23 protein-coding genes are annotated in these 22,303 nt (G+C 37.7%); 1 reads left to right on the forward strand and 22 read right to left on the reverse strand.

Annotation, left to right across the window (positions count from 1 at the left end; all coding sequences use genetic code 11):
• From SPI61_RS02130 to gmk, 9 genes are read right to left on the reverse strand one after another with little or no spacing between them, the layout of a single operon-like run.
• Positions 1–723 carry a protein phosphatase 2C domain-containing protein gene (locus SPI61_RS02130; RefSeq protein ID WP_321136493.1) on the reverse strand — a complete coding sequence of 241 codons (723 nt, stop codon included), beginning with the start codon at positions 721–723 and terminating at the stop codon, positions 1–3.
• Entirely contained in the window at positions 724–1,752 is a 1,029-nt protein-coding gene (gene rlmN / locus SPI61_RS02135; RefSeq protein ID WP_321136494.1) for a 23S rRNA (adenine(2503)-C(2))-methyltransferase RlmN, read from the reverse strand. It abuts the gene before it with no gap.
• A 1-nt stretch (position 1,753) separates the two neighbouring features.
• Positions 1,754–3,013 (reverse strand): transcription antitermination factor NusB, encoded by a 1,260-nt coding sequence (locus tag SPI61_RS02140; RefSeq protein ID WP_321136495.1) that lies wholly within the window; start codon positions 3,011–3,013, stop codon positions 1,754–1,756.
• Positions 2,997–3,920, reverse strand: coding sequence for a methionyl-tRNA formyltransferase (gene fmt, locus SPI61_RS02145; RefSeq protein ID WP_321136496.1), 924 nt, complete (start codon positions 3,918–3,920; stop codon positions 2,997–2,999). Before fmt ends, SPI61_RS02140 begins: the two co-directional genes overlap by 17 nt.
• Entirely contained in the window at positions 3,910–4,377 is a 468-nt protein-coding gene (gene def / locus SPI61_RS02150; protein WP_321136497.1) for a peptide deformylase, read from the reverse strand. Before def ends, fmt begins: the two co-directional genes overlap by 11 nt.
• Before the next feature lie 9 nt (positions 4,378–4,386).
• On the reverse strand, positions 4,387–6,726 hold the full coding sequence (gene priA / locus SPI61_RS02155; RefSeq protein ID WP_321136498.1) for a primosomal protein N': 2,340 nt from the start codon (positions 6,724–6,726) through the stop codon (positions 4,387–4,389).
• Positions 6,726–7,904, reverse strand: a complete 1,179-nt coding sequence (coaBC, locus tag SPI61_RS02160; RefSeq protein ID WP_321136499.1) for a bifunctional phosphopantothenoylcysteine decarboxylase/phosphopantothenate--cysteine ligase CoaBC — start codon at positions 7,902–7,904, stop codon at positions 6,726–6,728. Before coaBC ends, priA begins: the two co-directional genes overlap by 1 nt.
• Positions 7,904–8,095, reverse strand: coding sequence for a DNA-directed RNA polymerase subunit omega (gene rpoZ, locus SPI61_RS02165; RefSeq protein ID WP_321136500.1), 192 nt, complete (start codon positions 8,093–8,095; stop codon positions 7,904–7,906). Before rpoZ ends, coaBC begins: the two co-directional genes overlap by 1 nt.
• Complete coding sequence (gene gmk, locus SPI61_RS02170; RefSeq protein WP_321136641.1) at positions 8,088–8,702, reverse strand: guanylate kinase; 615 nt, start codon at positions 8,700–8,702, stop codon at positions 8,088–8,090. The genes rpoZ and gmk overlap by 8 nt, the downstream gene beginning before the upstream one ends.
• A gap of 161 nt (positions 8,703–8,863) precedes the next feature.
• Between gmk and SPI61_RS02175 the strand changes: the two genes are divergently transcribed.
• On the forward strand, positions 8,864–10,570 hold the full coding sequence (locus SPI61_RS02175) for an NFACT family protein (protein ID WP_321136501.1): 1,707 nt from the start codon (positions 8,864–8,866) through the stop codon (positions 10,568–10,570).
• Here SPI61_RS02175 and SPI61_RS02180 read toward each other — a convergent pair whose 3' ends face one another.
• The 13 genes from SPI61_RS02180 to aspS form a co-directional block, all read right to left on the reverse strand.
• On the reverse strand, positions 10,571–11,488 hold the full coding sequence (locus SPI61_RS02180) for an RluA family pseudouridine synthase (RefSeq protein WP_321136502.1): 918 nt from the start codon (positions 11,486–11,488) through the stop codon (positions 10,571–10,573).
• Positions 11,475–11,921, reverse strand: a complete 447-nt coding sequence (gene lspA, locus SPI61_RS02185; RefSeq protein ID WP_321136503.1) for a signal peptidase II — start codon at positions 11,919–11,921, stop codon at positions 11,475–11,477. The genes SPI61_RS02180 and lspA overlap by 14 nt, the downstream gene beginning before the upstream one ends.
• Positions 11,918–12,694 (reverse strand): YlmH/Sll1252 family protein, encoded by a 777-nt coding sequence (locus SPI61_RS02190; protein WP_321136504.1) that lies wholly within the window; start codon positions 12,692–12,694, stop codon positions 11,918–11,920. Before SPI61_RS02190 ends, lspA begins: the two co-directional genes overlap by 4 nt.
• Positions 12,688–13,149, reverse strand: a complete 462-nt coding sequence (locus SPI61_RS02195) for a cell division protein SepF (protein ID WP_321136505.1) — start codon at positions 13,147–13,149, stop codon at positions 12,688–12,690. Before SPI61_RS02195 ends, SPI61_RS02190 begins: the two co-directional genes overlap by 7 nt.
• Before the next feature lie 9 nt (positions 13,150–13,158).
• Positions 13,159–13,842, reverse strand: coding sequence for a YggS family pyridoxal phosphate-dependent enzyme (locus SPI61_RS02200; protein ID WP_321136506.1), 684 nt, complete (start codon positions 13,840–13,842; stop codon positions 13,159–13,161).
• Between the two features lie 18 nt (positions 13,843–13,860).
• The gene (locus SPI61_RS02205; protein ID WP_321136507.1) at positions 13,861–15,054 is read right to left on the reverse strand and encodes an HlyD family efflux transporter periplasmic adaptor subunit; all 1,194 of its coding nucleotides are present in this window, start codon (positions 15,052–15,054) and stop codon (positions 13,861–13,863) included.
• On the reverse strand, positions 15,054–16,058 hold the full coding sequence (locus tag SPI61_RS02210) for an NAD(P)H-dependent glycerol-3-phosphate dehydrogenase (RefSeq protein ID WP_321136508.1): 1,005 nt from the start codon (positions 16,056–16,058) through the stop codon (positions 15,054–15,056). Before SPI61_RS02210 ends, SPI61_RS02205 begins: the two co-directional genes overlap by 1 nt.
• On the reverse strand, positions 16,058–16,645 hold the full coding sequence (plsY, locus tag SPI61_RS02215; RefSeq protein ID WP_321136509.1) for a glycerol-3-phosphate 1-O-acyltransferase PlsY: 588 nt from the start codon (positions 16,643–16,645) through the stop codon (positions 16,058–16,060). Before plsY ends, SPI61_RS02210 begins: the two co-directional genes overlap by 1 nt.
• Positions 16,645–17,961 (reverse strand): ribosome biogenesis GTPase Der, encoded by a 1,317-nt coding sequence (der, locus tag SPI61_RS02220; RefSeq protein ID WP_321136510.1) that lies wholly within the window; start codon positions 17,959–17,961, stop codon positions 16,645–16,647. The genes plsY and der overlap by 1 nt, the downstream gene beginning before the upstream one ends.
• 105 nt (positions 17,962–18,066) lie before the next feature.
• Complete coding sequence (gene glyA / locus SPI61_RS02225) at positions 18,067–19,248, reverse strand: serine hydroxymethyltransferase (RefSeq protein WP_414601515.1); 1,182 nt, start codon at positions 19,246–19,248, stop codon at positions 18,067–18,069.
• A gap of 152 nt (positions 19,249–19,400) precedes the next feature.
• Positions 19,401–19,802: a SoxR reducing system RseC family protein gene (locus tag SPI61_RS02230; RefSeq protein WP_321136512.1), complete on the reverse strand. Its 402-nt coding sequence runs from the start codon at positions 19,800–19,802 to the stop codon at positions 19,401–19,403.
• 4 nt (positions 19,803–19,806) lie between these two features.
• On the reverse strand, positions 19,807–20,496 hold the full coding sequence (locus SPI61_RS02235) for a ThiF family adenylyltransferase (RefSeq protein WP_321136513.1): 690 nt from the start codon (positions 20,494–20,496) through the stop codon (positions 19,807–19,809).
• Positions 20,483–22,270, reverse strand: coding sequence for an aspartate--tRNA ligase (gene aspS / locus SPI61_RS02240; RefSeq protein ID WP_321136514.1), 1,788 nt, complete (start codon positions 22,268–22,270; stop codon positions 20,483–20,485). The genes SPI61_RS02235 and aspS overlap by 14 nt, the downstream gene beginning before the upstream one ends.
• Positions 22,271–22,303 lie beyond the last annotated feature (33 nt).

Here is a 22,303-nt window from a genome sequence, read left to right on the forward strand (position 1 = left end):
TTAATCTCCGATCTCTGCAATCAAGCAGGTAATATTATCTCTTCCGCCAAGTTTTAACGCTTCGTCGACAATCGCATCGACAATTTTCTGCGGACATTCATCTCTTTGAACAAATTTTTCGATAGTCTCGTCGTCAAGATAAGTCGTAACTCCGTCCGAGCAAATAAAAATCTTTTTAACATCCGTCGCATCAATTGAACCGATTGCCGGTTCAACAATCGACGAGGAGCCAAGCGCTTGTGTGATATAATTTTTCAAATCCGCTCTGTCCTTGCTGTTTAAAATTACGCCCTTTTCGATAAGTTCTCCAATCAAAGTGTGGTCTTTGGAAATCATCAAAAGTTTGTCCTTTAAAACATAAATTCTGCTGTCGCCTATATGTGCATAATAAATCTTTTTATTGTACAAAATCGCAAGGCTGAAAGTCGTTCCCATGCCGCGCATTTCGTCGTCATTCTTGCCTTTTAAATAAATTTTTATGTTGGCTTTGTTCACAAGATCCCTTAAAATTTGAAGAATCTCATCATCCGTCTTTCCTTCAAACGAAAAGTCAAATTCCTCCACAAAGTCTCTCGCCATCTGGCTTGCAACCTCGCCCTTTTTGTGACCTCCCATACCGTCACAAACAAGAAAAACATATAGTCCGTTTTCATTTTTGATTAAATAAGCGTCTTCGTTGTTCGGCCGAATTTTTCCGACATCGCTTTTAGCACTATATATCATTTAATAATTCCTTTCCTTGTACTTGCGTCTCAATTGACCGCAAGCTCCGTCAATATCCTTACCCCTACTGTTTCTAAATGTTGCGTTCACTCCGTTTGATGTGAGTAAATCGCAAAACTCCCTCGCGGCGTTTTTCTTGCCGCCGTCACTGTATTCCTTAATCGGGTTTAATTCCAAAATGTTCACGTGCGCGTGAATACGTCCTGCAAATTCCCGAATCCTCTTCGCATCGCCCGGCGAATCATTCTCCCCGCCTATTACCATATATTCAAACGAAATCCTTCTGTTCGTCTTTTCATAATAGTATAAAAGAGCATTCATCACACTTTCTATATTATATGCCCTGTTTATCGGCATAAGTTTACTTCTTTCCTCATCGGTCGTCCTGTGGAGCGAAAGTGCAAGAGTTATTGGAAAATCATTGTCCGCCAACTCTCTAATTTTTTCAGGTATTCCGCAAGTTGACACCGTAATTTTCCGAAGCGACTTGTCGGCGCCACGTTCATCGCTGATAATTTTTAAAAACTTAACCAAGTTTTCAAAATTGTCGAGCGGTTCCCCCTGGCCCATAATGACAATATTTTCAATGCGCCCGTTTTCCTTTTCAATTTCATAAATTTGTCTAAGCATTTCGGCTGCAGTAAGGTCTCTTGCCTTACCGCCTTTTGTCGATGCACAGAAAACGCACCCCATATTGCAACCGACTTGCGATGATATGCAGATGGATTTTCTGTCCTCATAAGCCATATAAACCGCTTCGACAATCTCTCCGTCCGGAAGTTCGAGCAAATATTTTATTGTGTCGTCAAGTTTCGATATCGCTCTATGAATTATTTTTACTTCCGTAAGTGCGCATTCGTTTTTCAACTTTTCGCGCAAATCCTTTTTTAAAACTGTAATCTCATCGAGCGATTCAGCTTTGTTTTTATGGAGAAATGAAAAAATCTGTCCGGCTCTATATTTTTGTAGTCCATGTTTTTCGACAAATTCTTCCATTTCTGAAAAATCCAAATCATCTAAATAAATCATATTATCTCACTTTTAATAAACTTGCAAAGAAACCTTCGTGTTCATCATTTAACATAAATGTCTCGTTCCACAAAACTTCCATTCCAAGTTCGCGCTTCGCATATTCGAGCACATCCTCGTTTTCCTGTTTTAAAATTGAGCAAGTCGAATAAATTATATATCCGTCATCTTTCACATAGTTTTTTGCATTCGAAAGAATCTTTTTTTGCGTAACGTTTAACTCATCGATTGAATTTTGATGAATCTTGTATTTAAGCTCCGGTCTCCTTCTTATAACGCCGCTTCCGCTGCACGGAACGTCGGCGACAACCAAATCATAATTTCCGCCCTCATATTCCGTCGCATCCGAAAGTTTTGCTATGACATTGCTTAAACCCCAAGTGTTTATATTTTTCAAAAGAAGGTTCACGCGTGTGTCGTTTATATCCCCGGAAACAATTTTCGGAGAGCCGAGCGCATCTGAAATGAGAAGTGTCTTCCCTCCCGGTGCTGCACAAAGGTCTATCGCAGTTTTTATATTTTCTTTTTCGATATTTAAAAACGCTTTTCTTATAAATGAGGTCGAGTAGTCCAAAATCGCAACGTCGCCTTTTTCAAAAAACGGTTTCAATGCTGCGTGATTGAAATTTTTAATAAATATAAAATCCTCTTTTTTTGTATATTCCATCGAATTTTCGTCGAGAAGCTTTAGAAGTTCCTTTTCGTTTCTTCTCACATACACGTGAACAAGCGGACTTTCAAAGCTGTGTTTTAAAAAGCTTTCAATTTCTTTATCACTCAAATTCACTCTTAGAAGTTTTAAAAAATCTTCGCTCACGGAATATTTTATTGAAAAGTCCGAGTTTTCTATATCTTTTAAAACTTTATCCTTCTCTCTTTGCACACTTCTCAAAATCCCATTTGCAAAACTCGCCGCACCTTTGTTAGTCTTCTTTTTTACCATCTCCACAACCTCATAGATTGCGGCATACGGTTTTATATTTGTGTAAAGAAGATGATAGATGCCGATATAAATCAAAATCCTGACTACGTCTTGAATCTTGTTTTTCTTCATCTTTGAAAAACTGTCCAAAATATATTGAAGAGTGATTTTTCTTTCGATAACTCCGTAAACCGTGTCCGTAATAAAAGGCATGTGTTCGCTTTTCACGCGTCTAAGTGCATCGTTTGAAAATCTGCCGTTTATAATCGAGTCATACAAAACATTATAGATTATTTCTCTGTCGTTTGTCGGCGTTTCTTTTTTAACTCTCTTTGCCATCCACAAATCCCTCTAAACTATTTCCGAGTAAAAATGACTTCGCATCCATTCTCTTCTTGCCCGGCGCTTGAATATTTAAAATCTCAATCGAAGCGCCCCCCGCTCCGATAAAAATCCTGCCTTTGTCGCATTTGATTTCACCCGGCGTAAGATTTAAATCAGAAGTCCTTGCGTTAAAAAACTTATATCGATTTGACTCGATAAAAGCAACCGCGCCGATATGCGTTGAAAGACTATTTATCATATTCTTCACATCGACCGCATTTTTCTTAAAATCAATAATTGTGTCGTCTTTTAAAATCTTTTTCGCATAAGAACTCTCGCCTTCTTGAGGAATCGGTTCAAGTCCTTCCGAAACATCTTGTAAAATCGCATTTATCGACTCATTCGTCACATTTAAAAGCTTTTCATTCAGTGTATCAAAAGTCTCGCTCTCGGAAATTTCAACTTCAATTTTTCTATAGACGTCTCCTGTGTCAAGTCCTTTATTCATCCTCATATAGCTGATTCCGGTCTTCTTTTCCCCGAGTAAAATTGCAGATTCAATCGGACTTGCCCCCCTTAAATTCGGAAGAAGCGATGCGTGAATATTTATCGGAGAAATTTTCGGAATATTTAAAACTTCCTCACTTAAAAGCGCTCCGTACGCGACAACAATAAAAAAGTCCGGTGAAATTTCTCTAAGTTTCGCCTTTCCCTCATCGTCGATTCTGTCATATTCCAAAACTTCTATATTATGTTCAAGCGCAACTTTTTTTACAGGTGTCATGTCAACCTTGTTTCCACGTTTTCTCACCTTATCGGTTCTAGTGACAACCGCAACGACATTTTCATTCGTGTCGATTAGCTTTTCTAAAACCGAAGCTCCAAATTCAGTTGAACTGAAAAATACAATACTACTGTTCATAATCTCCAATCATCTTATCCTTGTATAAAATGCCGTCCATGTGATCAATTTCGTGACAAAGTTCTCTCGCAACAAAATCGTGTGCTTCAAACTCCACATCTTCGCCATCTTCATTTACATATTTTACTTTTACATAAGTCGGTCTCGGCACAATTCCACGTCTGCCCGGAATTGAAAGACAGCCCTCAAGGCCTTCTTCTTCACCGCTCGACTCGACAATTTCAGGGTTTATCAAAACCATAATATCGCCGTCTTCGTTCTCCGGTTCCGGGTCGATAACGATTATTCGTCTTAAAACTCCGACTTGAACTGCAGCAATTCCAACGCCTTGTTCGTGAAACATAGTCTCCACCATGTCGTCGATGAGTTCATAAATCTTATCGTTTATTTCCTTTACCGGCTTTGAAATCTTTCGAAGAATCGGGTCACCGTCAATTCTTATTTTTCTTATTGCCATAAAATCTCCTTACATCATATTTATAGGGTCCACATTTACTGTTATATCCCCTAATTCCAAACTGTTTATATAATCTAACATTTCGTTTAATAGCTCCGGTCTCACCTTCACCATAAACTGCCATCTGTAAACTCCGTTAATTTTTGAAATCGGACAAGGATTTGGATGCAGCACAACCGCATCAATCCTCACTCTTTGGAGCTCCAGATAAACCTTATCATAAATATCCTTTAAATCATTATATGTTTTATTATTGTCCGCCCCTTCATTTTTTAAAACGATTATATTATAAAATGGCGGATACTTAAACTCATCTCGTATCAGTATTTCTTTTCTATAGAAATCGGTGTACGACGATTTCACGCTGTAATCAATTGCATAGTGATTCGGTTGATAAGTTTGAAGAATCACTCTGCCGTCTTTGTCGCCTCTTCCGGATCTTCCTGCAACCTGTCTAATGAGACTGTAGGTCCATTCGGGCGCTCTGTAGTCTTGAATTCTAAGAGCCATATCCGCCGCCAAAATGCCGACAAGTGTAACATTTTTAAAGTCGAGCCCCTTTGCAATCATCTGCGTGCCGATCAATATGTCAATCTTTCCCTCGTTCATTTCGTTGTAAATGTTCGAGTGCGCATTTTTTCTTGCAGTCGTGTCTCTGTCCATCCTTTGCACTCTCGCATTCGGGAAAGTCTTTCTCGTAATATCCTCGACTTGCTCGGTGCCGATTCCGAACTCTTTGATTTTCTTCGAACCGCAAACCGGACAGCTTTCCGGATATCTTTTCGTGCGACCGCAGTAGTGACAAATCAAAAGATTTTCTCGCTTGTGATATGTCATAGAAACGTCGCAATGCTCACATTTAATGCTTTCACCGCAGCTTCTACATGAAACCGAGCCGAAAAATCCGCGCCTGTTTAAGAAAAGTATAACCTGTTCCTTTTTTTCGAGGTTGTCCAGTATCGCTTCATAAAGTTTCAAACTGAAAATCGAAGTGTTTCCTTCGTTCAGCTCTTCACGCATATCCGCAACTTCAATCTCAGGAATCGGTCTGCCGTTCGCCCTCTTGTCAAGTTCATAAAGACTGAAAAGTCCTTTGCTCGACTCGAAATAGGTCGTGATTGACGGAGTTGCACTTCCAAGAAGAAGTATACCGTCGTCTTTTTTTACTCTATATCTCGCGACATCAACCGTTTTATATCTCGGAGTTTTCCCCGAAACATAAGAGCTGTCGTGCTCTTCGTCGATTATTATAATGCCGATATTTTTTAGCGGACTAAATACCGCACTTCTAGCTCCTACGACTATTCGAACTTCCTGGTTCTTTATTTTCATCCATTCTCTGAATCTTTCAGTTTTATTTAGTCTCGAGTGGATGATTGCGATATCTTCCTTGAAACGCCCTTTAAATCTCCTCACCGTTTGCGGAGTAAGGCCGATTTCAGGAACGAGAATAATCGCATTCTTCCCTTCTTTTAAAACCTCTTCAACCAATTGGAGATAGACTTCTGTTTTACCAGAGCCCGTAATTCCGCGAAGTAAAAAATTGTTTTGCTTTTTATTTCTATATTCATTTAATATGCCGTCATAAACTCTTTGTTGGTCGGCGTTTAAAGAAATTTTAAGATAAGATTCGCTCTCATCTTCGAGCTCCGCGACTTCAACTTCCACTACTTTTACCAAATTCTTTTTTATAAGCTGATTTATGACGCTGTCGCTCACGCCGAAAGTCGATTTCAATTGAGCTTTCGTGTATTTCTTTTTTTGTATTTCTTTAAAAATTTCTTCCTGTCTTTCAGTCAAATCTTCCGAATCTTTTCCGGTTGGAATCAAAACTTTCTCCGTTTTAATCTTCGGCTCATTTTTCAGTTTAAAAAACTGTCTTATAAGCCCCTCGTCTTCCCACTTCAAAAGCTTTTCTCTGTTTTCTCGGATTTTCTTCTCGTCAATTAGAATATCATTTGAGAAAATACCCGAATCATCGAACTCAGTGTTCTTTTTATATCCCGACAAAATCGAGTCAAAACTCACCGGCGGAAAAAACAGTTTCAGAGAATCCACAAAATTCGCTCCGGTAATTTTCGAAATATAACCGGCAACATCGGCGTCCTCATCATTGATAAACGGCTTGTCATCGACAACCGAGATGATGTCCTTCAATTTGAAATCAAATTCCGGCTCTTTGTCGAAAATTTCGGTTATTATTGCCGTCAGCGGTTTGTTGCCCCTGCCGAACGGAACAATGACTCGCTTGTATTTTTTTATCTCACCTTCAAGATTTTCAGGAACTGTGTAACTGAAAGATTTGTCAAGTGCATCGTTGCTTTTATTAACAACAACACTGATATACATTAATTTTGCTCCTTAAAAAAATCGAGAATCGCATCTGCGATAAGACTTTTATCCATTCGAGGGACTTTTTTTTCTTCCCCGTTTTTTGAAATCATAATTCCGTTATTTTCTTCAGAGCCGAAAACATTGTCCTTCAAAATATTATTTATAAAAATCATATCCATTCCCTTGTTTTTGAGCTTTTCCAATCCGTATTCATACGCATTTTCGCTCTCCGCCGCAAAACCGATTACCTTTAAATCGCCCTTGTCCGGCTTTATCGTCTTTAAAATGTCCGGCGTTCTCTTCATCTTAAAAGTCAGAGCCTCGCCTTTTTTAATCTTTTCATCGTGATATGATTCGAATTCGTAATCAAGCGGCGCCGCACTCATTATAAGAAGTTCATTGTCGCCCATTCTCTTTTTTATTTCCTCGAGCATATCCTCTGTCGTTTCGATTTTTATATGATTTATCTTTTCATTCGCCGGCTTTTTATAGCTTATATATGTGACATTTGCGCCTCTTTTTATGAGACTTTCACATATTCTTTCGCCCATCTTTCCGCTTGATTGATTTGTAAAAATTCTTACCGGGTCGAGTTTAGAAATCGTAGGTCCCCCGGTCACAATTACATTCATTCCGCTATAAAAATCGTCTTCCGCATTTTTAAAATAATCATAAATAAAATTATAAATCTCGTCCGGCTCTCTCATCTTTCCGATTCCGACGTCACCGCAAGCAAGATTTCCGCTTACCGGCTCGATTATAATATATCCGATTTCTTTGAGTCTTCTTAGGTTCTCCTGATTTATCGGATTCAAATACATATTTGTATTCATTGCAGGCACAATAAAAACCGGACTTTTCGTCGCACTTATCGTGCTCGTCAAAAGATTGTCCGCCATACCGCATGCAAGCTTTGCAATTTCATTTTTGGAGGCCGGCGCAACAATAATCATATCCGCTTTTGAAAGATAGATGTGCGGAATTTCATCGTTTATATTTTGAAAACCGTCCGAGTAAACGCCGTGCCCTGTAACTCCGTTAAAAGAAACGGGTGTTACAAACTTTTGTGCAGCTTCAGTTAATATCGTTTCTACAATCGCACCTTTTTTTCTTAGTAAACTTGCAAGATATATGGATTTGTATGCCGCAATGCCGCCTGTGACAGCAAGGACTACTCTCTTGCCCTCAAACATTATTTACTCTCCTCGAAATCTATCTTGCCTTCCTTCATCTCTTCAAGCGCAATTGAAATAGGATTTGTTAAATCCGTTTCCACTTTCTTTGGAGAACCTGCAACCAATTGGCGCGCTCTCTTTGCTACCACCATAACAAGTGTATAGCGACTCTCATTTTCACCTATAACTTTTGTCGATGGATTATACATCTTTTTCACCTAACACTTTCTCTTTAATATATTTAAATCTCTTTACTCTATGTTTTTCTGCATCAATAATTGCCTTTATATTTTGCACCGCTTCATGAACCGTGTCGTTCACAACGAAATAATCATAGTCCGTAACAAAATCCAGTTCTTTAAAAGCATTGCTCATTCTAAGATTGATTGCTTCTTCTGTTTCAGTATTTCTACCGACAATTCTATTTTTAAGTTCGACCATGCTTGGCGGAAGAAGCATTATAAATACCGCCTCATCATAAACTTTCTTAACTTGAAGTGCCCCTTGAACATCTATCTCAAGTATTACAACTTCGCCGTCTTTAATCTTATCAAACACAAATTTTTTCGGAGTTCCGTATTTGTGTGCATGAACATTCGCATGTTCCAAAAATTCTTCATTTTTTACCATTTCTTCAAATTTTTCGTCGTCAACAAAGAAGTAAGATTCACCGTCAACTTCGCCCGGACGCATTTCTCGAGTAGTTGCAGAAACAGACATAACGACATCGTTAACTTCTTTTAAGAGCTCATCACAAACGGTTCCCTTACCGACTCCCGATGGCCCCGAAATAACCAATAAAAAACCTTTTGACATCACATTCCACCACCTTTTCATACTAACTCCTTTGTCTATTTTTATTCTACTTATATTATATAGGATAGCAGTTACATAATCAACAAAATATTAAATTTCCTTAATATTTGCTGTAAAATTCAAAATCTTATATAATATAAAATTGAGGTGATTTTATGAGCATGAACGGCGTATCACTATATGCTTTGAAAAATGAAATGCATGAAAAACTTTTGAATGCACGCGTAGATAAAATTTATCAGGAAAACAGAGATATCATTATATATCTTCGCAATAAAGGCGAAAATATGTCCTTGTATTTTTGTTTCTCCGCAGACAATCCTGCTTTTTATCTTACAAAAAATAAATTTGACAATCCGAAAGAACCACCGATGTTTACGATGCTTCTTAGAAAATATCTTACCAACGGAAAAATTTCGGGCATAAGGCAAATCGGTCTCGACAGAGTCATCTCAATTGATTTTGATACCGCCGGTGATGTTTTTGATTTAGATAAGGTTTCTCTCAATTTTGAAATTATGGGAAAATATTCGAATTTGATTTTATATGAAACGGAAAGTGGAAATATTTTGGATGCCCTCATAAGAGTTTATCCTGATATGAGTAGCGTTCGTCTTGTCCTTCCAAAAGAGGAATATACTCTTCCGGTGAGCGACAAGAAAAATATTTTAAAAATGGATTTTGAGGAAATAAAAAAAGTGCTTGAAGAAAATTCTCTCCAACCACTTTCAAAATCGCTCTACAGATATTTCGAAGGATTTAATCCCGACATTGCGCTCGATATTTTATTCAATTTAAATTTAGATGAAAATATTAACTTTTCAAGTTTAAACGACGAGGATAAAGATAGAGTCATAGATGAAATCATTTTGATTAAAGAAAAGATTTTAAATAATGATTTTACACCGACCGTTCTTTTAAAAGACGACAAACCGTTTAGGATTTTGCCGTTTGACTCTCCGCGTCCACACGATAAAAAGATTTTCGACTCGATGAATGAAGCTGTAAAATTCTTCTACGAAAATCGTGCTTTTTTAAAACTGCAAACTTCAAGAATACACGAACTCGAAAAGAAAATTACAAATAAAATTGAAAGTCTTGAAAGAGCGCTTGCAAACAACCAAAAAGATATGTTAAAAGCAAGCGACCGCGAATCCATAAAACTCAAAGCGGACCTGCTTGCAGCAAACATTTATAAAATTAATAAAGGCGATAAAAAAATCACCGTGAACAATTTTTATAGCGAAGACAATGCCGAGATTAATTTAAATATCGATGAAACGCTTTCTCCGAAGCAAAACGTGGACAAAATGTACAACAAATACACTAAGCTTAAACACACGGAAGAAGTTTTAAAGAGGCGTATTCCGCACATAAAAAATGAGATTTATTATTTAAACAGTGTGCTTTTAAATTTAAGACAAACCGAAACCATCGACGAGATAAATGCGATAAGAAAAGAGCTCATCGACGGAGGATATATTAAAGTGAAAAGCAAAAATAAAATCCGCGAGCCGAAACTTAAAATGAGAGAATTTAAATCGCCGAGCGGACTTCTTGTGCGCGCCGGACGAAACAATGTTCAAAACGACGAACTCACAAACAAACTCGCGCACAAAGGCGACCTTTGGTTCCACCTTCGAAACGAACCAGGCACGCATGTGATTTTATCTTCGGCAAATGAAACTGTTACTGAAGAGGACATTGTTTATTGCGCTTCCCTAGCCGCAGCTCTTTCCGGAAAAACAATAAAATCCGACATCGACTACACCGAAGTAAAAAATGTAAAAAAAATACCCGGTGCAAAACCGGGGCTTGTAACATACAGGGACTTCAAAACAATTACTGTCGAGCCAATTGAATTATAACTATAAATCAGTCGTTTTATCGAGAGATAAATCGGCTTTTTTTAGTGCTTCTTTCATATCATCGAAAATCGGCGCTTCAATTTTTATTTTTTCTCGAGTGAGCGGCTCTAAAAATTCAATCGAATGCGCGTGAAGCATCTGTCTTGAAACATTTATTCTTTCGCGCTTCATTCCATAAACTTTGTCACCTAAAACGGGAAGATTCTCCGAAGCGAGATGAACGCGAATTTGATGTGTCCTTCCGGTAATTATTTTCACGTCAAAGAGTGTGAAAAAATCATTTCCGTCCAGTTTCTTAACTATTGAAACTGCTCTTCTTCCGCCTTCAACAATTCCCATCTTGACGGGATTTTTGCTTCTTGCAATCGGTTTATCTATTGTAAACTCGTCGCTCTTTGAAACTCCGTTTGAAATCGCGAAATAGTGCTTCTCGAGATTCTTTTCTTGAAAATCTCTTTTTAAGATCGCATGCACTTCATTGTTTTTTGCAAAAATTATAACGCCGCTCGTGTCGGCATCAAGTCTGTGCACAACACCCGGTCTTGTTTCATCTTCCCCGTCGCTAAGTTTATAACCGCGACCCAAAAGCCAATCCACAAGAGTCGGTCCGTTGTAACTTTTCGCACCGTGAACGGCAATAAAAGGCGGTTTATTTAAAACAATAATATTTTCATTTTCAAAAAGAATCGGAATCTCGATTCCTTCTGTGCTAGGTTTTTGCACTTCGGGAAATACGATTTTTACAATATCATTTTCTCGCAATTTATAATTTTGTTTTTCTTTTTTCCCATTAACAAAAAAATTTCCGTCTTTTATAAGCGACTGAAATTCCGAACGCGAATCAAATCCGAATAAATCAAAGTACTTATCAACTCTGTTCTCATCATTTTCCAAATATGTTATATTAACTTCTCTCATATTTTAAAACACTTATTAAATAAACGATAACTGCAAATGTTACATAAATATCTGCAAAGTTAAAAACTGGAAAATCATAAACATTAAAAATTCTAACTGAAATAAAATCTACAACATATCCTTGAACAACTCTGTCTATAAGGTTTCCGATTGCTCCCGAAAATAAAAGAATCGACGCCCAAACTTCAAGCGTGGAAAGTGATGAATAATATTTATAAATGAAAAATGCTAAAAATACTAAAACAAAAACTGTTACAACTATAAAAAATGTTTGCTTTCCGTCGAGAAATCCAAATGCTGCACCTCTATTTTCAACATAGTCGAGTTTAAACCAATCAAAAATTTTTATTGAATTGTGAATTAAATATTTGGATGCCGCGCATTTAGTAACCTGGTCCAATACAACAAATAAAATTACAAATAAATAAATCAACTGTAAACCTCCCGACGTAATTTCACTTTTAAGTTGTCACTTCCCGTTCGCCCCAACACTTCGTCAACATAAACTCTGCCGTATCCACGAAGAGAAATAAGAGCCGGGAGTTCGATTTGTTTGTCGCCTCTCGTAAAGACTCTATAGTCGAGTTTCATCATGCCCTTAGATATCATTGACGTCGCAATATTTCTTTTGATATTATAAATTTTCGCAACAAGTAAATCCGCACGAAGAGATGCCGCAACAATAACTTCCGTTGTCTTCTCCGATTCTACAACCTGAAGTCCTTCGCCATCGACACTGTATAATGTCACGCTATGTCTTCGTATGTCTTGAAACTGCGACAATAAAAATGATTCAACGGATTTTCTGACACTGAAATAGCACGCGTCTTTATAAAATATAATATCGCCTATCGTTTCTCTCTCAATGCCCATGCTCATAAGTTTGCCCAAAACATCCTTGTGTTTTACATCGTCAAACTTCGAATCAAACGCAAGCACGCTCATATAATCGCTTTCCATAGGCTCCGGCAAATAGTCGTTATAAATTACACCGATACATCTTTCCGCATTATTGAAAGCACCGAAAAAAGAAACAGACACTCCATCGTATTTGTTGACAATCGACACCAACATCTTTTGCCAAAATGGATCTAAAAAATCTGTCTCTTCGTATGAATTTCTTCGATTTGAAATGAGAACCTTTTCCTCAAGTATCTTATAATAAGACACCTCTTCCTTATTCAGAAAGGATAATTCTTCTACCAAGAATACAAGCCGCTTTCAAGAATTTCTTCTTTTATTCCTTCAATCGCTACATCCTTCGGTGCAAGAATGAAAATATCTTGTGTGACCTTTTGAATTCTGCCTTCGATGGCATAAATTCCTCCGTTAATGAAATCAAAAACTTGTCTTTTGAGTTCCGGTTCCAAATGTTCAAAGTTAACGACAACTGCATCATTTAAAATCAATTTGTCGATAATCTTAGGTGCATCGTCATACTTAAGCGGATCTTGAATTTGAATTTTAAACGGGGTTGCACCTGTTCTAGTTGCAACAACTGATCTTTGCGTTGCTACGCTTGGTCTTGTCGCAGGTGATTGAGTTGTAGTGAAAACCTTTTTTTCAGCAACAGGTTTTTCATCCTCTACAAAATCTTCTTCATATTCTTCATCCGTATCCGGAGCGACGATTAAATTTTTCATCTTATCTAAAAAGCTCATAGTTCCTCCTTATCTCTTTCCAAAAATTCTGGTTCCCACTCTTACAAGAGTAGCACCTTCTTCTATAGCTATTTCATAGTCGTGACTCATACCCATAGAAAGAATCTCGCCGGAAACATTACTTATATTATACAACTTTAAACGCTCAAATTCCAGTCTCATGCGTCTAAAATCTTCACGAATTATATTTTCATCATCCACATTCTGTGCAACGCACATTAAACCTCTAACTCTTACCGAGGAATATTTCCCGACTTCTTCAACAAACTCCGGCAATTCCTCGATGGATACTCCGCCGCGGTTCGGGTCCGAAGTCAAATTCACTTGAATCAATGTGTCTGAAATAATATTCTTCTTTTTCGCCTCTTTGTCCAAAGTTTTGAGTAAACTCTTTCTGTCGAGCGAATGAATAAGTTTCACCTTATCTATTATATATTTTACTTTATTTGTTTGCAATTGTCCAATCATATGAAAATTTACATCTTCGGAAAATTGCGGAAGCTTATCAACAAGCTCCTGTACCTTGTTTTCTCCAAGAACAGTTACGCCTGCTTCAAGTGCTTCTTTAATCTTCGGCACTTCAATATATTTACTGACGGCACAAAGTGTTATATCTTCAGGATTTCTTCCGGCTCTTAAAGCGGCTTTTGCCATATTTTCTCTAACTTCATTTACATTGTCCTTTATTGTCAAATAACCACCTCCAAAGCATTATCTAAATTCATTTCTTATAAAAATTTCGCCGATCAAATCCGGATCCGGCCTTACTACAACATCCTCATAATATTGAAGAGTCATTACATCTTCGCCTTTCACCTTTATCATTCCCTTTTTATTGCCCTGAGAGACATAACTCTTTTCCGCTTCTCTTTTTAAAAGATTGACCGGTCTAAATTGAATTACGCCGTTTACATCTCTTGCCAATACTCCGACAACTCCGTCTTTTTTTATAAGACTGCCAGTCGGAACAATAAGAGCCTTCAACGAGTCGAAAATGACATTGATTTTTCCTTTTCTAATTTGATATATATCTTCGATGTGACTGTTAATAAAAATACCGGCAACGCCTTCTTTATCATAGTCCGCAGGCACAATTGCGATTCCTTTTCCGAAAGTATTCAAGTCGTCGATACTGTACGTCACGTATTTTCCGTCTAGTTCTTTAAGTCTACCGTTATTAGGTGCATAAAACATTGCCGTCGCTTTAAAATTGTCGATTATTTTAAAATCTCTAGAATAACTTTTTACAATCGGTCTGTTTAAAATCGACTTGAACTCTTCCCTCGACGTCAAATATAAACTCTCATTCTTTAAATCTTCAAAACCGTCGAGCGTATAACTTATAATTCCGGGCGGATTCCAAATAATTTCTCCCGCCATATGATTTATTTGATTTGTTATATTCGCCTTTTCCTTTTCGAGGTCCTCAACATTTATTTGGCCGACACTCTCGTTATTTTGATAAGAAAAACTACCTACAAGATCGACCGCAAGACTGTAATTTTCGTTTATTATTGAGCGTCTAAGCTCTTTGTCTATATCGTTTATTTGATTTTTATAAATCGAAATTCTGTCATTTATATCCTGAAGTTTTTTCGAAAGAAGTGCGTATTCGTTTGAAGTTGTCTTTCCGGCTTTGATTTCACCGAACCCAAGACGCGTACCCTCGTCATATCTAATTGCTCCATTCACACTTGACGCATTGAACGGTGTTTCATCTTTTAAAAGTACAAAATCCGTTTCAATTCCGTCATAATATGTGGTTTCAACAGGCGTGACAAACCTTCCGCCAACCGCCATAATTTTCGGCTTTACAACAATCTCAAGAAAAATAATATAAATAAGTGAGATGATTACAATCCAGCTGATATAGTGCCCTCTTTTATTTACCGATTTTTCAGCCACTATAAAACCATCTCCTCTAAAAATTCATGCTTCTTGCTTCTCGTCATAAGTTCGAGTATTGCTTTGTGCGGGTCTTTGTTTTCATAAATACCTTCATAAATCGCTTCAGTTATCGGCATTTCCACATCATATTTTTTTGCAAGAATGTGTGCCGCCTTTACAGTTTTGAGGCCCTCGACAGTTTCTCCGACCTCTTCTTCGAGTCTCTCAACAGGAACCCCGTCTCCAATAAGAACGCCCGCCCTGAAATTTCTAGAATGCACCGAAGTTGCAGTAACTATAAGGTCTCCCATCCCTGCAAGCCCCATAAATGTGAGCATATTACATCCCATCTTTTTTCCAAGTCTTGAAATTTCAACAAGTCCTCTTGTTATAAGAGCCGCTCTTGCGTTGTCTCCTTCATTTATACCCTTTAATATACCGGAACCTATCGCAATTACATTTTTTAATGCACCCGCAACTTCAACTCCTGAAACGTCAGTGTGGATATAAACTCTGAAATATTCATTCATAAATAAATCTTGCAAATCTTTTGCAATTTCAATATCATTAGAGCATATAACAACAGTCGTTATCATCTTCTTTGACACTTCTTCGGCGTGCGAAGGACCGCTCAAAACGGCGTATTTGTTGTGAGGACAAACTTTATTCGCAAAATATTCTCCCGTTTCACAATTTTCGATATTAAGCCCTTTGGAAACATTCAAAAGTACAGTTTCTTGTGAAATATAAGGCTTTATTTCAAGTAAAATCTCCTCCATTTTTTGGAACGGAGTTGCCAAAACCACAACATCGCAACCGCTCACGGATTTTATATCATCTGTAAGCTTTATATTGTCCGGAAAAATAAAATCCTTCAAATATTTCGGACTTCTTTTATTTTTTAAAATATATTCCTTTTGCTCTGAACTTCTCATATACAGAGTGACATCGCGGTTATTTTCGGAAAGCACACTCGCAAGAGCAATGCCCCAGCTTCCTCCGCCAACAATACACGTCTTCATTATTTCCCTCCAAAACGAAATTGGTTTTCCTCTCTTCGGATTAATCTTTTTATATTTGAATTATGCCTGATTATTGCAAGAAATATAATTCCTACAATCGCGACAATTTCAATTTTCTCTAAAACATATGTGTTAATTATAAAAACCCCGGCTGTAAAAACCATAAATATACTTGCAACAGAAACATATCCGGTGAGAATTGCAAGACCTGAAAACACTGCCAAGCCAAACGGAAATGCGTTTAAAAACAAAAATGTAAAACCGCCCGCCGTCGTCGCAATACCTTTGCCACCTTTAAATTTCATAAAAATCGGATAGCAATGACCAAGCACTGCAAAAAATAGAGCTACAACCGGATATCCCAAATCGTATTTCTTGAAAATGAACGATACAAATACGCCTTTAAAAATATCCAAAATAGCAACCGGTAGTCCGAGTTTCCATCCATAAACTCTGATGACATTAGTTCCTCCGGCATTTTTGCTTCCTTTATTCCTAACATCTTCATTTTTAAATATTTTAACTAAAAGATATGAAAAGCTGACACTTCCCATAATATATGCAAGTAAATAATAAAGATATTCCATTACTCTCCCCTGTTTTTATAAACTATCGAAATAGGAACTCCCTCAAAATCATAATTCTTTCTTATAGAGTTTTCCAAATATCTCGTATAAGAAAAGTGAGTAAGTTTCGTATCATTTACATAAAATATAACAACCGGCGGCGCAGCGCTTACTTGTGAACCGTAATAAATTTTAAGTCTTCTACCCTTGTCCTGCGGAGTGACATTCATTAGTATCGCATCCGACACAATCTTGTTTAGAACTCCGGTCGGAATTCTCTTGTTATAGTTGTCATACACCTTTATAACCGTGTCTATAAGTGTGTCTACACGTTGCCCCGTCTTTGCAGAAATAAATACAATCGGTGCATATGGCACATACTGAATCTTGTTTCTGATTTCCTTTACATAGTCCCTTTGGGTGAAACTGTCCTTTTCGACCAGGTCCCATTTGTTTATCGCAATGACGACGCCTTTTCTGTTTTCAAAAGCATAACCCATAACTTTCGTATCCTGTTCCGAAGGTCCCTCGACCGCATCGATTACGAGAACACATATATCGCTTTCGTCAATTGCGGAAAGCGTTCTTATCGCAGAAAATCTTTCAACTTTTTCCGTGACTTTTGATTTTTTACGAAGACCTGCCGTATCAATTATTCTGAAATCTCTGTCCTTGATTTCTACAAATGTGTCTATGGAATCTCTTGTTGTTCCCGGAATATTTGTAACAATTGCTCTTTTTTCACCCAAAATATTATTTAAAAGCGAACTCTTTCCAACATTCGGTTTTCCAATGAGCGCAACTTTTATTTCGTCAGGATTTTCTTCGATTTCTTCATCCTTCGGGAAAAATTTAAAGACCTCTTCAAGTAAATCTCCGACACCCGTTCCATGTTCAGCAGAAATTTGAACCATATTATCTATACCAAGTTCATAAAAATCATAGAAATTATCCTTTGATTCTTTGCTGTCGAATTTATTTATCGCCAAAACTATATTTGAGTTCATTCTTCTAAGCATTGAAAGTATAGTTTTGTCCGTCGATGTGAGTCCTGAAACTCCGTCAACTATAAAAACAACCGCTACTGAAGATTCAATAGCCACTTCCGCCTGCTCAATAATCTCCGGCATAAAATCGTCGTCGCTTTGCGGGTCAAGTCCGCCTGTGTCAACGAGAAGAAACGGTTTTCCGAGCCACTCGGCTCTTGCATAGAGTCTGTCCCTTGTAACTCCCGGAGTGTCTTCTGTTATTGAAGATCTGTTATTTGTAATTCTATTAAATAAAGTGGATTTGCCGACATTCGGTCGTCCAACTAAAGTAACTATTTTATCTCGCATATAAACTCCTCCACTTTTATTATATCATAAAACGTTTCAAATATAAACGTTTTTAAGACTTTATGTACAAATAAAAAAATGGGGATGAACTCCCCATAATTTTTATTATTTATATAAAACGTGTGCGTCGCAAAGAGCTTTTACTCTTGCTTTCATCTTGTCAACATCGTGACCTTCAACAAGTGTGTCGGCAATAATGTTTCCAACTTCCTTCATATCTTCTTCTTTGAATCCTCTTGTTGTCATTGCAGGAGTTCCTAGACGAATGCCGCTTGTAACAAATGGAGATTCTGTTTCGTTTGGAATTGTGTTCTTGTTTGCAGTAATTCCAACTTCATCAAGCAACTTTTCAGCTTCTTTTCCTGTGAATCCTTTTGATTTAACATCTACTAAGATCAAGTGGTTATCTGTACCACCTGAAACCAAACGGAATCCTCTTTCAAGAAGTGTGTCAGCGAGAACTTGTGCATTCTTTATGACTTGTTCTTGATATGTCTTGAATTCAGGTTTCAATGCTTCGCCGAATGCTACAGCTTTAGCTGCGATAACGTGCATCAAAGGACCACCTTGTGTTCCCGGGAAGATTGCTTTGTCGATTGCTTTTGCATATTCTTCTTTTGTAAGAATTGCTCCGCCTCTTGGTCCACGAAGTGTCTTATGTGTTGTCGTTGTTACATAATCCGCATATGGAACCGGTGACGGATGAAGACCTGTCGCAACAAGTCCTGCGATATGAGCCATGTCTACCATTAGTCTTGCTCCACAAGCGTCAGCAATTTCTCTGAATTTCTTGAAGTCTATAATTCTTGGATATGCACTTGCACCCGCAACGATAAGTTTCGGTTGTTCTTTCTTTGCAATTTCCATAACTTCATCATAATCGATTGTTTCAGTTTCTTTGCTTACTCCATAGGCTGCAAAATTGAAATATGTTCCAGAAATGTTAACAGGTGAACCGTGTGTCAAGTGTCCGCCTTCTGATAGATTCATACCCAAAACTTTGTCTCCAGGTTTTAAGAATGAAAAATATACTCCAATATTTGCATTTGCACCTGAGTGAGGTTGAACATTTGCGTGGTCTGCTCCAAACAATTTGCAGAGTCTGTCTCTTGCAATATTTTCAGCCACGTCTACGACTGAACATCCGCCGTAATATCTCTTTCCAGGATATCCTTCGGCGTATTTATTTGTTAGATAGCTGCCCATCGCTTCCATTACAGCTTCTGTAACGAAGTTTTCACTTGCTATAAGTTCGATATGTGATTGTTGACGTTCCTTTTCTTCCATGACGACATTGAAAATGTCCGGATCTGAGTTCTTTAGGTTTGTTAAATCCAAAATAATACCTCCTTTTTGCTTCAGTTATAAGAAAATCCTATAACCCTACCTCTAATTATAACACTAAAGTCCGGTTTATACAACCTGATTTAAATGTTTACTCAATTAAATTTTTTTATTGTCGCAAGTATATTATTCTTTTTATATTTTTTATCACCCAAGTGAATTATAAAAAAACCGATAAGAAGTCCGATAACCGCAACCAAAAGTGCGTTCATATCGCTCATATTCATTAAAAAAGCTCCGAGAAGACCGAGTAAAAATCCTGCAAGCGGAATTAAATAAATAATCAAACTCGCTTTCATGGATTCGCTTTCTCTAAATTCAATTTGCACGGTTTCTCCGATTTTCGCATCGATTGTGTTTTTGACTCTCAAACCGTGAAATGCACTCTCGCAGCTTCCGCCACAATGGTCGCAGTTCCCACCGCAACCTGAAACTCTTTTAATTTGTACTTCGGCCTCGTCTCCATCTAATTTAGAAACTACTCCAAGTAAATCCATATAATCACCTCTTAATAATGTCACTAATAACTTCCGACACTATTTTTATACCCATAAAATTCGGAGAATAACTTATTGTGCCGACAAATCCTAAGTTTTTATCAACAGAAACGGTTTCCCCCTCATAATATGCGACTTTCGTCTTATCCTGATACCTCTTCGGAAGATTTTGTCTTAGCTTCTTTGCAAGTGGACAATAACTCGTTTTCGAAAGTTTCTTTATAAATAATTTTGAAATGTCTGTTCTATTTCCTGCTCCCATCGCTGAAATAAACGGAATTTTATTGTCGACGGAATATTTTATTATTGCGCACTTTGCATCCACGTCGTCGCACATATCGATAATGTAGTCCGAGTTCTTTAAAAATTCATCCGCATTTTCATTTGTAAGCGGTTTTGCAATCGTTTCAATCTCCGCGTGCTCGTCGATATCCAAAAAGCGTTCTTTAAAAACTTCAACTTTTTTTCTGCCTTCCGTGCTTATTAAAGCGCCCAATTGACGATTTCTGTTCGATGGATCAAACACGTCGAAGTCTATTAGTTTTAGATGAGAAACGCCTGCCCTTACAAGCATTTCCGAAGCAATTCCTCCAACTCCGCCCAAGCCGACAATCGTTATTCGGCATGAGTTAAGTTTTTCGAATGCTTCGTCACCAATCAGAGCAAGCGTTCTTATATCCTTAGTTTTCTTCATTTGATTCTGTTTTTCTTACGTCAAGGTGCACTTCATCAAGTTGTGCATCCGAAACGGTTGAAGGAGCGTCTGTCATCATACATGTTGCACTTTGTGTCTTAGGGAATGCAATAACGTCTCTTATGTTCGGAGTATCTGTGAACAATTGGACCATTCTGTCGAGTCCAAGGGCGAGACCACCGTGTGGCGGTGTTCCGTAGCTTAGAGCTTCAATCATAAATCCGAATTGCTCTTGAGCTTCTTCTTCGGTAAAGCCGATTGCTTTAAACATCTTGTCTTGTAGGTCGGAGTTGTTGATTCTTATTGAACCTCCACCCATTTCTTCCCCGTTTATAACAATGTCGTATGCCTTTGCATAGCATTTGTCAGGTTCCGTGAGCATCTTGTCTTCGTCTTCAAATCTCGGACTTGTGAACGGATGGTGTTCCGCAACATATCTGTCCGATTCTTCATCATATTCAAAGAGTGGGAAGTCTACAATCCAAAGAAGTTTGTAGTCGCCCTTCTTCAAAAGTCCCATGTCAGCTGCAAGTTTATTTCTCAAGTTTCCAAGTGCTGCACATGTGATTTTAAATGTGTCGCAAACAATTAAAACGACGTCGCCTTTTTTCGAACCCATAAATTCAAAAACTTTATCTTTTTCTTCTTCAGTGATGAATTTATCGATTGAGCTTGATTTTTCATCGTCATATCTCAAGTGGATAAGGCCCTTTGCTTTGAAATCTTTTACAAAAGATTCGAGCTTTTTCATGCCTTTTTTCGAAATGTGTTCATCTCCACCCGGAACATTTATCGCCCTGATTCTTCCGCCGTCCTTTATTGTCGATTGGAAAACATTAAATTCGCTGTCTTTAAATAAATCGTTTAAAGTTTTAAGTTCCATTCCGAATCTCAAATCCGGTTTATCAACTCCATAGTTTTCCATAGCATCGTCAAATTTCATTCTCATAATCGGAAGTTCAATGTCGACATCGACCATTTCTTTAAAAAGTTGCTTAAACAATTCTTCATGAATTGAAATGACATCGTCCACGTCAACAAAACTCATTTCAACGTCAACTTGAGTGAATTCAGGTTGTCTGTTTTGTCTCAAGTCTTCGTCTCTGAAACATTTTGCGATTTGGAAATATCTGTCCATGCCTGCAACCATCAAAAGTTGTTTGTAAATTTGCGGACTTTGCGGAAGCGCATAAAATTCACCCGGGTGAATTCTTGACGGTACAAGATAGTCTCTTGCGCCTTCCGGTGTGCTCTTTCCTAAAATCGGGGTTTCAAATTCGTGGAAACCGTGTTCATAGTAAAAGTTTCTTATGATGTGCATAAGTTTTGATCTTTGCATCAAAACATTTTGCATTCTCGGTTTTCTCAAATCGAGATATCTGTATTTCAATCTTGCTTCTTCTTTTACATTGTCGTCGTCCTTGATATAAATCGGCGGTGTGTTTGAAACGTCAAGGATTTGTAGTTCGCTTGCTAAAATTTCAATTTCCCCTGTCGGGAGTTCTTCGTTTTTGCTCGAACGTTCGCGAACTGTGCCCTTTACAGCAACAACATATTCATTCTTGAGTTCCTTTGCGCTTTCAAAAAGATTTTTGTTTTCTTCATTGAAAACAACTTGCACAATTCCCTTCAAATCTCTCACGTCTGTAAAAATAAGTGAGCCGAGGTTTCTGCTTCTTTGAACCCAACCCATTACGACGACTTCTTTTGATATATCTTCTTTTCTTAAGTCTCCGCACATAACGCTTCGTCTTAAGCTTCCCATTCCTCTCATAAAAAATCCTCCTTAATAATCTACTCTACATTA

This window comes from Ezakiella sp. (assembly GCF_034180565.1).
GTDB lineage: Bacteria > Bacillota > Clostridia > Tissierellales > Peptoniphilaceae > Ezakiella.

What these genes read in the sequence shown, in the direction of transcription:
- SPI61_RS02130 (WP_321136493.1), bottom strand. Translation starts at nt 723, where the DNA reads ATGATATATAGTGCTAAAAGCGATGTCGGAAAAATTCGGCCGAACAAC.
- rlmN (WP_321136494.1), bottom strand. Translation starts at nt 1,752, where the DNA reads ATGATTTATTTAGATGATTTGGATTTTTCAGAAATGGAAGAATTTGTC.
- SPI61_RS02140 (WP_321136495.1), bottom strand. Translation starts at nt 3,013, where the DNA reads ATGGCAAAGAGAGTTAAAAAAGAAACGCCGACAAACGACAGAGAAATA.
- fmt (WP_321136496.1), bottom strand. Translation starts at nt 3,920, where the DNA reads ATGAACAGTAGTATTGTATTTTTCAGTTCAACTGAATTTGGAGCTTCG.
- def (WP_321136497.1), bottom strand. Translation starts at nt 4,377, where the DNA reads ATGGCAATAAGAAAAATAAGAATTGACGGTGACCCGATTCTTCGAAAG.
- priA (WP_321136498.1), bottom strand. Translation starts at nt 6,726, where the DNA reads ATGTATATCAGTGTTGTTGTTAATAAAAGCAACGATGCACTTGACAAA.
- coaBC (WP_321136499.1), bottom strand. Translation starts at nt 7,904, where the DNA reads ATGTTTGAGGGCAAGAGAGTAGTCCTTGCTGTCACAGGCGGCATTGCG.
- rpoZ (WP_321136500.1), bottom strand. Translation starts at nt 8,095, where the DNA reads ATGTATAATCCATCGACAAAAGTTATAGGTGAAAATGAGAGTCGCTAT.
- gmk (WP_321136641.1), bottom strand. Translation starts at nt 8,702, where the DNA reads ATGTCAAAAGGTTTTTTATTGGTTATTTCGGGGCCATCGGGAGTCGGT.
- SPI61_RS02175 (WP_321136501.1), top strand. Translation starts at nt 8,864, where the DNA reads ATGAACGGCGTATCACTATATGCTTTGAAAAATGAAATGCATGAAAAA.
- SPI61_RS02180 (WP_321136502.1), bottom strand. Translation starts at nt 11,488, where the DNA reads ATGAGAGAAGTTAATATAACATATTTGGAAAATGATGAGAACAGAGTT.
- SPI61_RS02195 (WP_321136505.1), bottom strand. Translation starts at nt 13,149, where the DNA reads ATGAGCTTTTTAGATAAGATGAAAAATTTAATCGTCGCTCCGGATACG.
- SPI61_RS02210 (WP_321136508.1), bottom strand. Translation starts at nt 16,058, where the DNA reads ATGAAGACGTGTATTGTTGGCGGAGGAAGCTGGGGCATTGCTCTTGCG.
- plsY (WP_321136509.1), bottom strand. Translation starts at nt 16,645, where the DNA reads ATGGAATATCTTTATTATTTACTTGCATATATTATGGGAAGTGTCAGC.
- der (WP_321136510.1), bottom strand. Translation starts at nt 17,961, where the DNA reads ATGCGAGATAAAATAGTTACTTTAGTTGGACGACCGAATGTCGGCAAA.
- glyA (WP_414601515.1), bottom strand. Translation starts at nt 19,248, where the DNA reads ATGGAAGAAAAGGAACGTCAACAATCACATATCGAACTTATAGCAAGT.
- SPI61_RS02230 (WP_321136512.1), bottom strand. Translation starts at nt 19,802, where the DNA reads ATGGATTTACTTGGAGTAGTTTCTAAATTAGATGGAGACGAGGCCGAA.
- SPI61_RS02235 (WP_321136513.1), bottom strand. Translation starts at nt 20,496, where the DNA reads ATGAAGAAAACTAAGGATATAAGAACGCTTGCTCTGATTGGTGACGAA.
- aspS (WP_321136514.1), bottom strand. Translation starts at nt 22,270, where the DNA reads ATGAGAGGAATGGGAAGCTTAAGACGAAGCGTTATGTGCGGAGACTTA.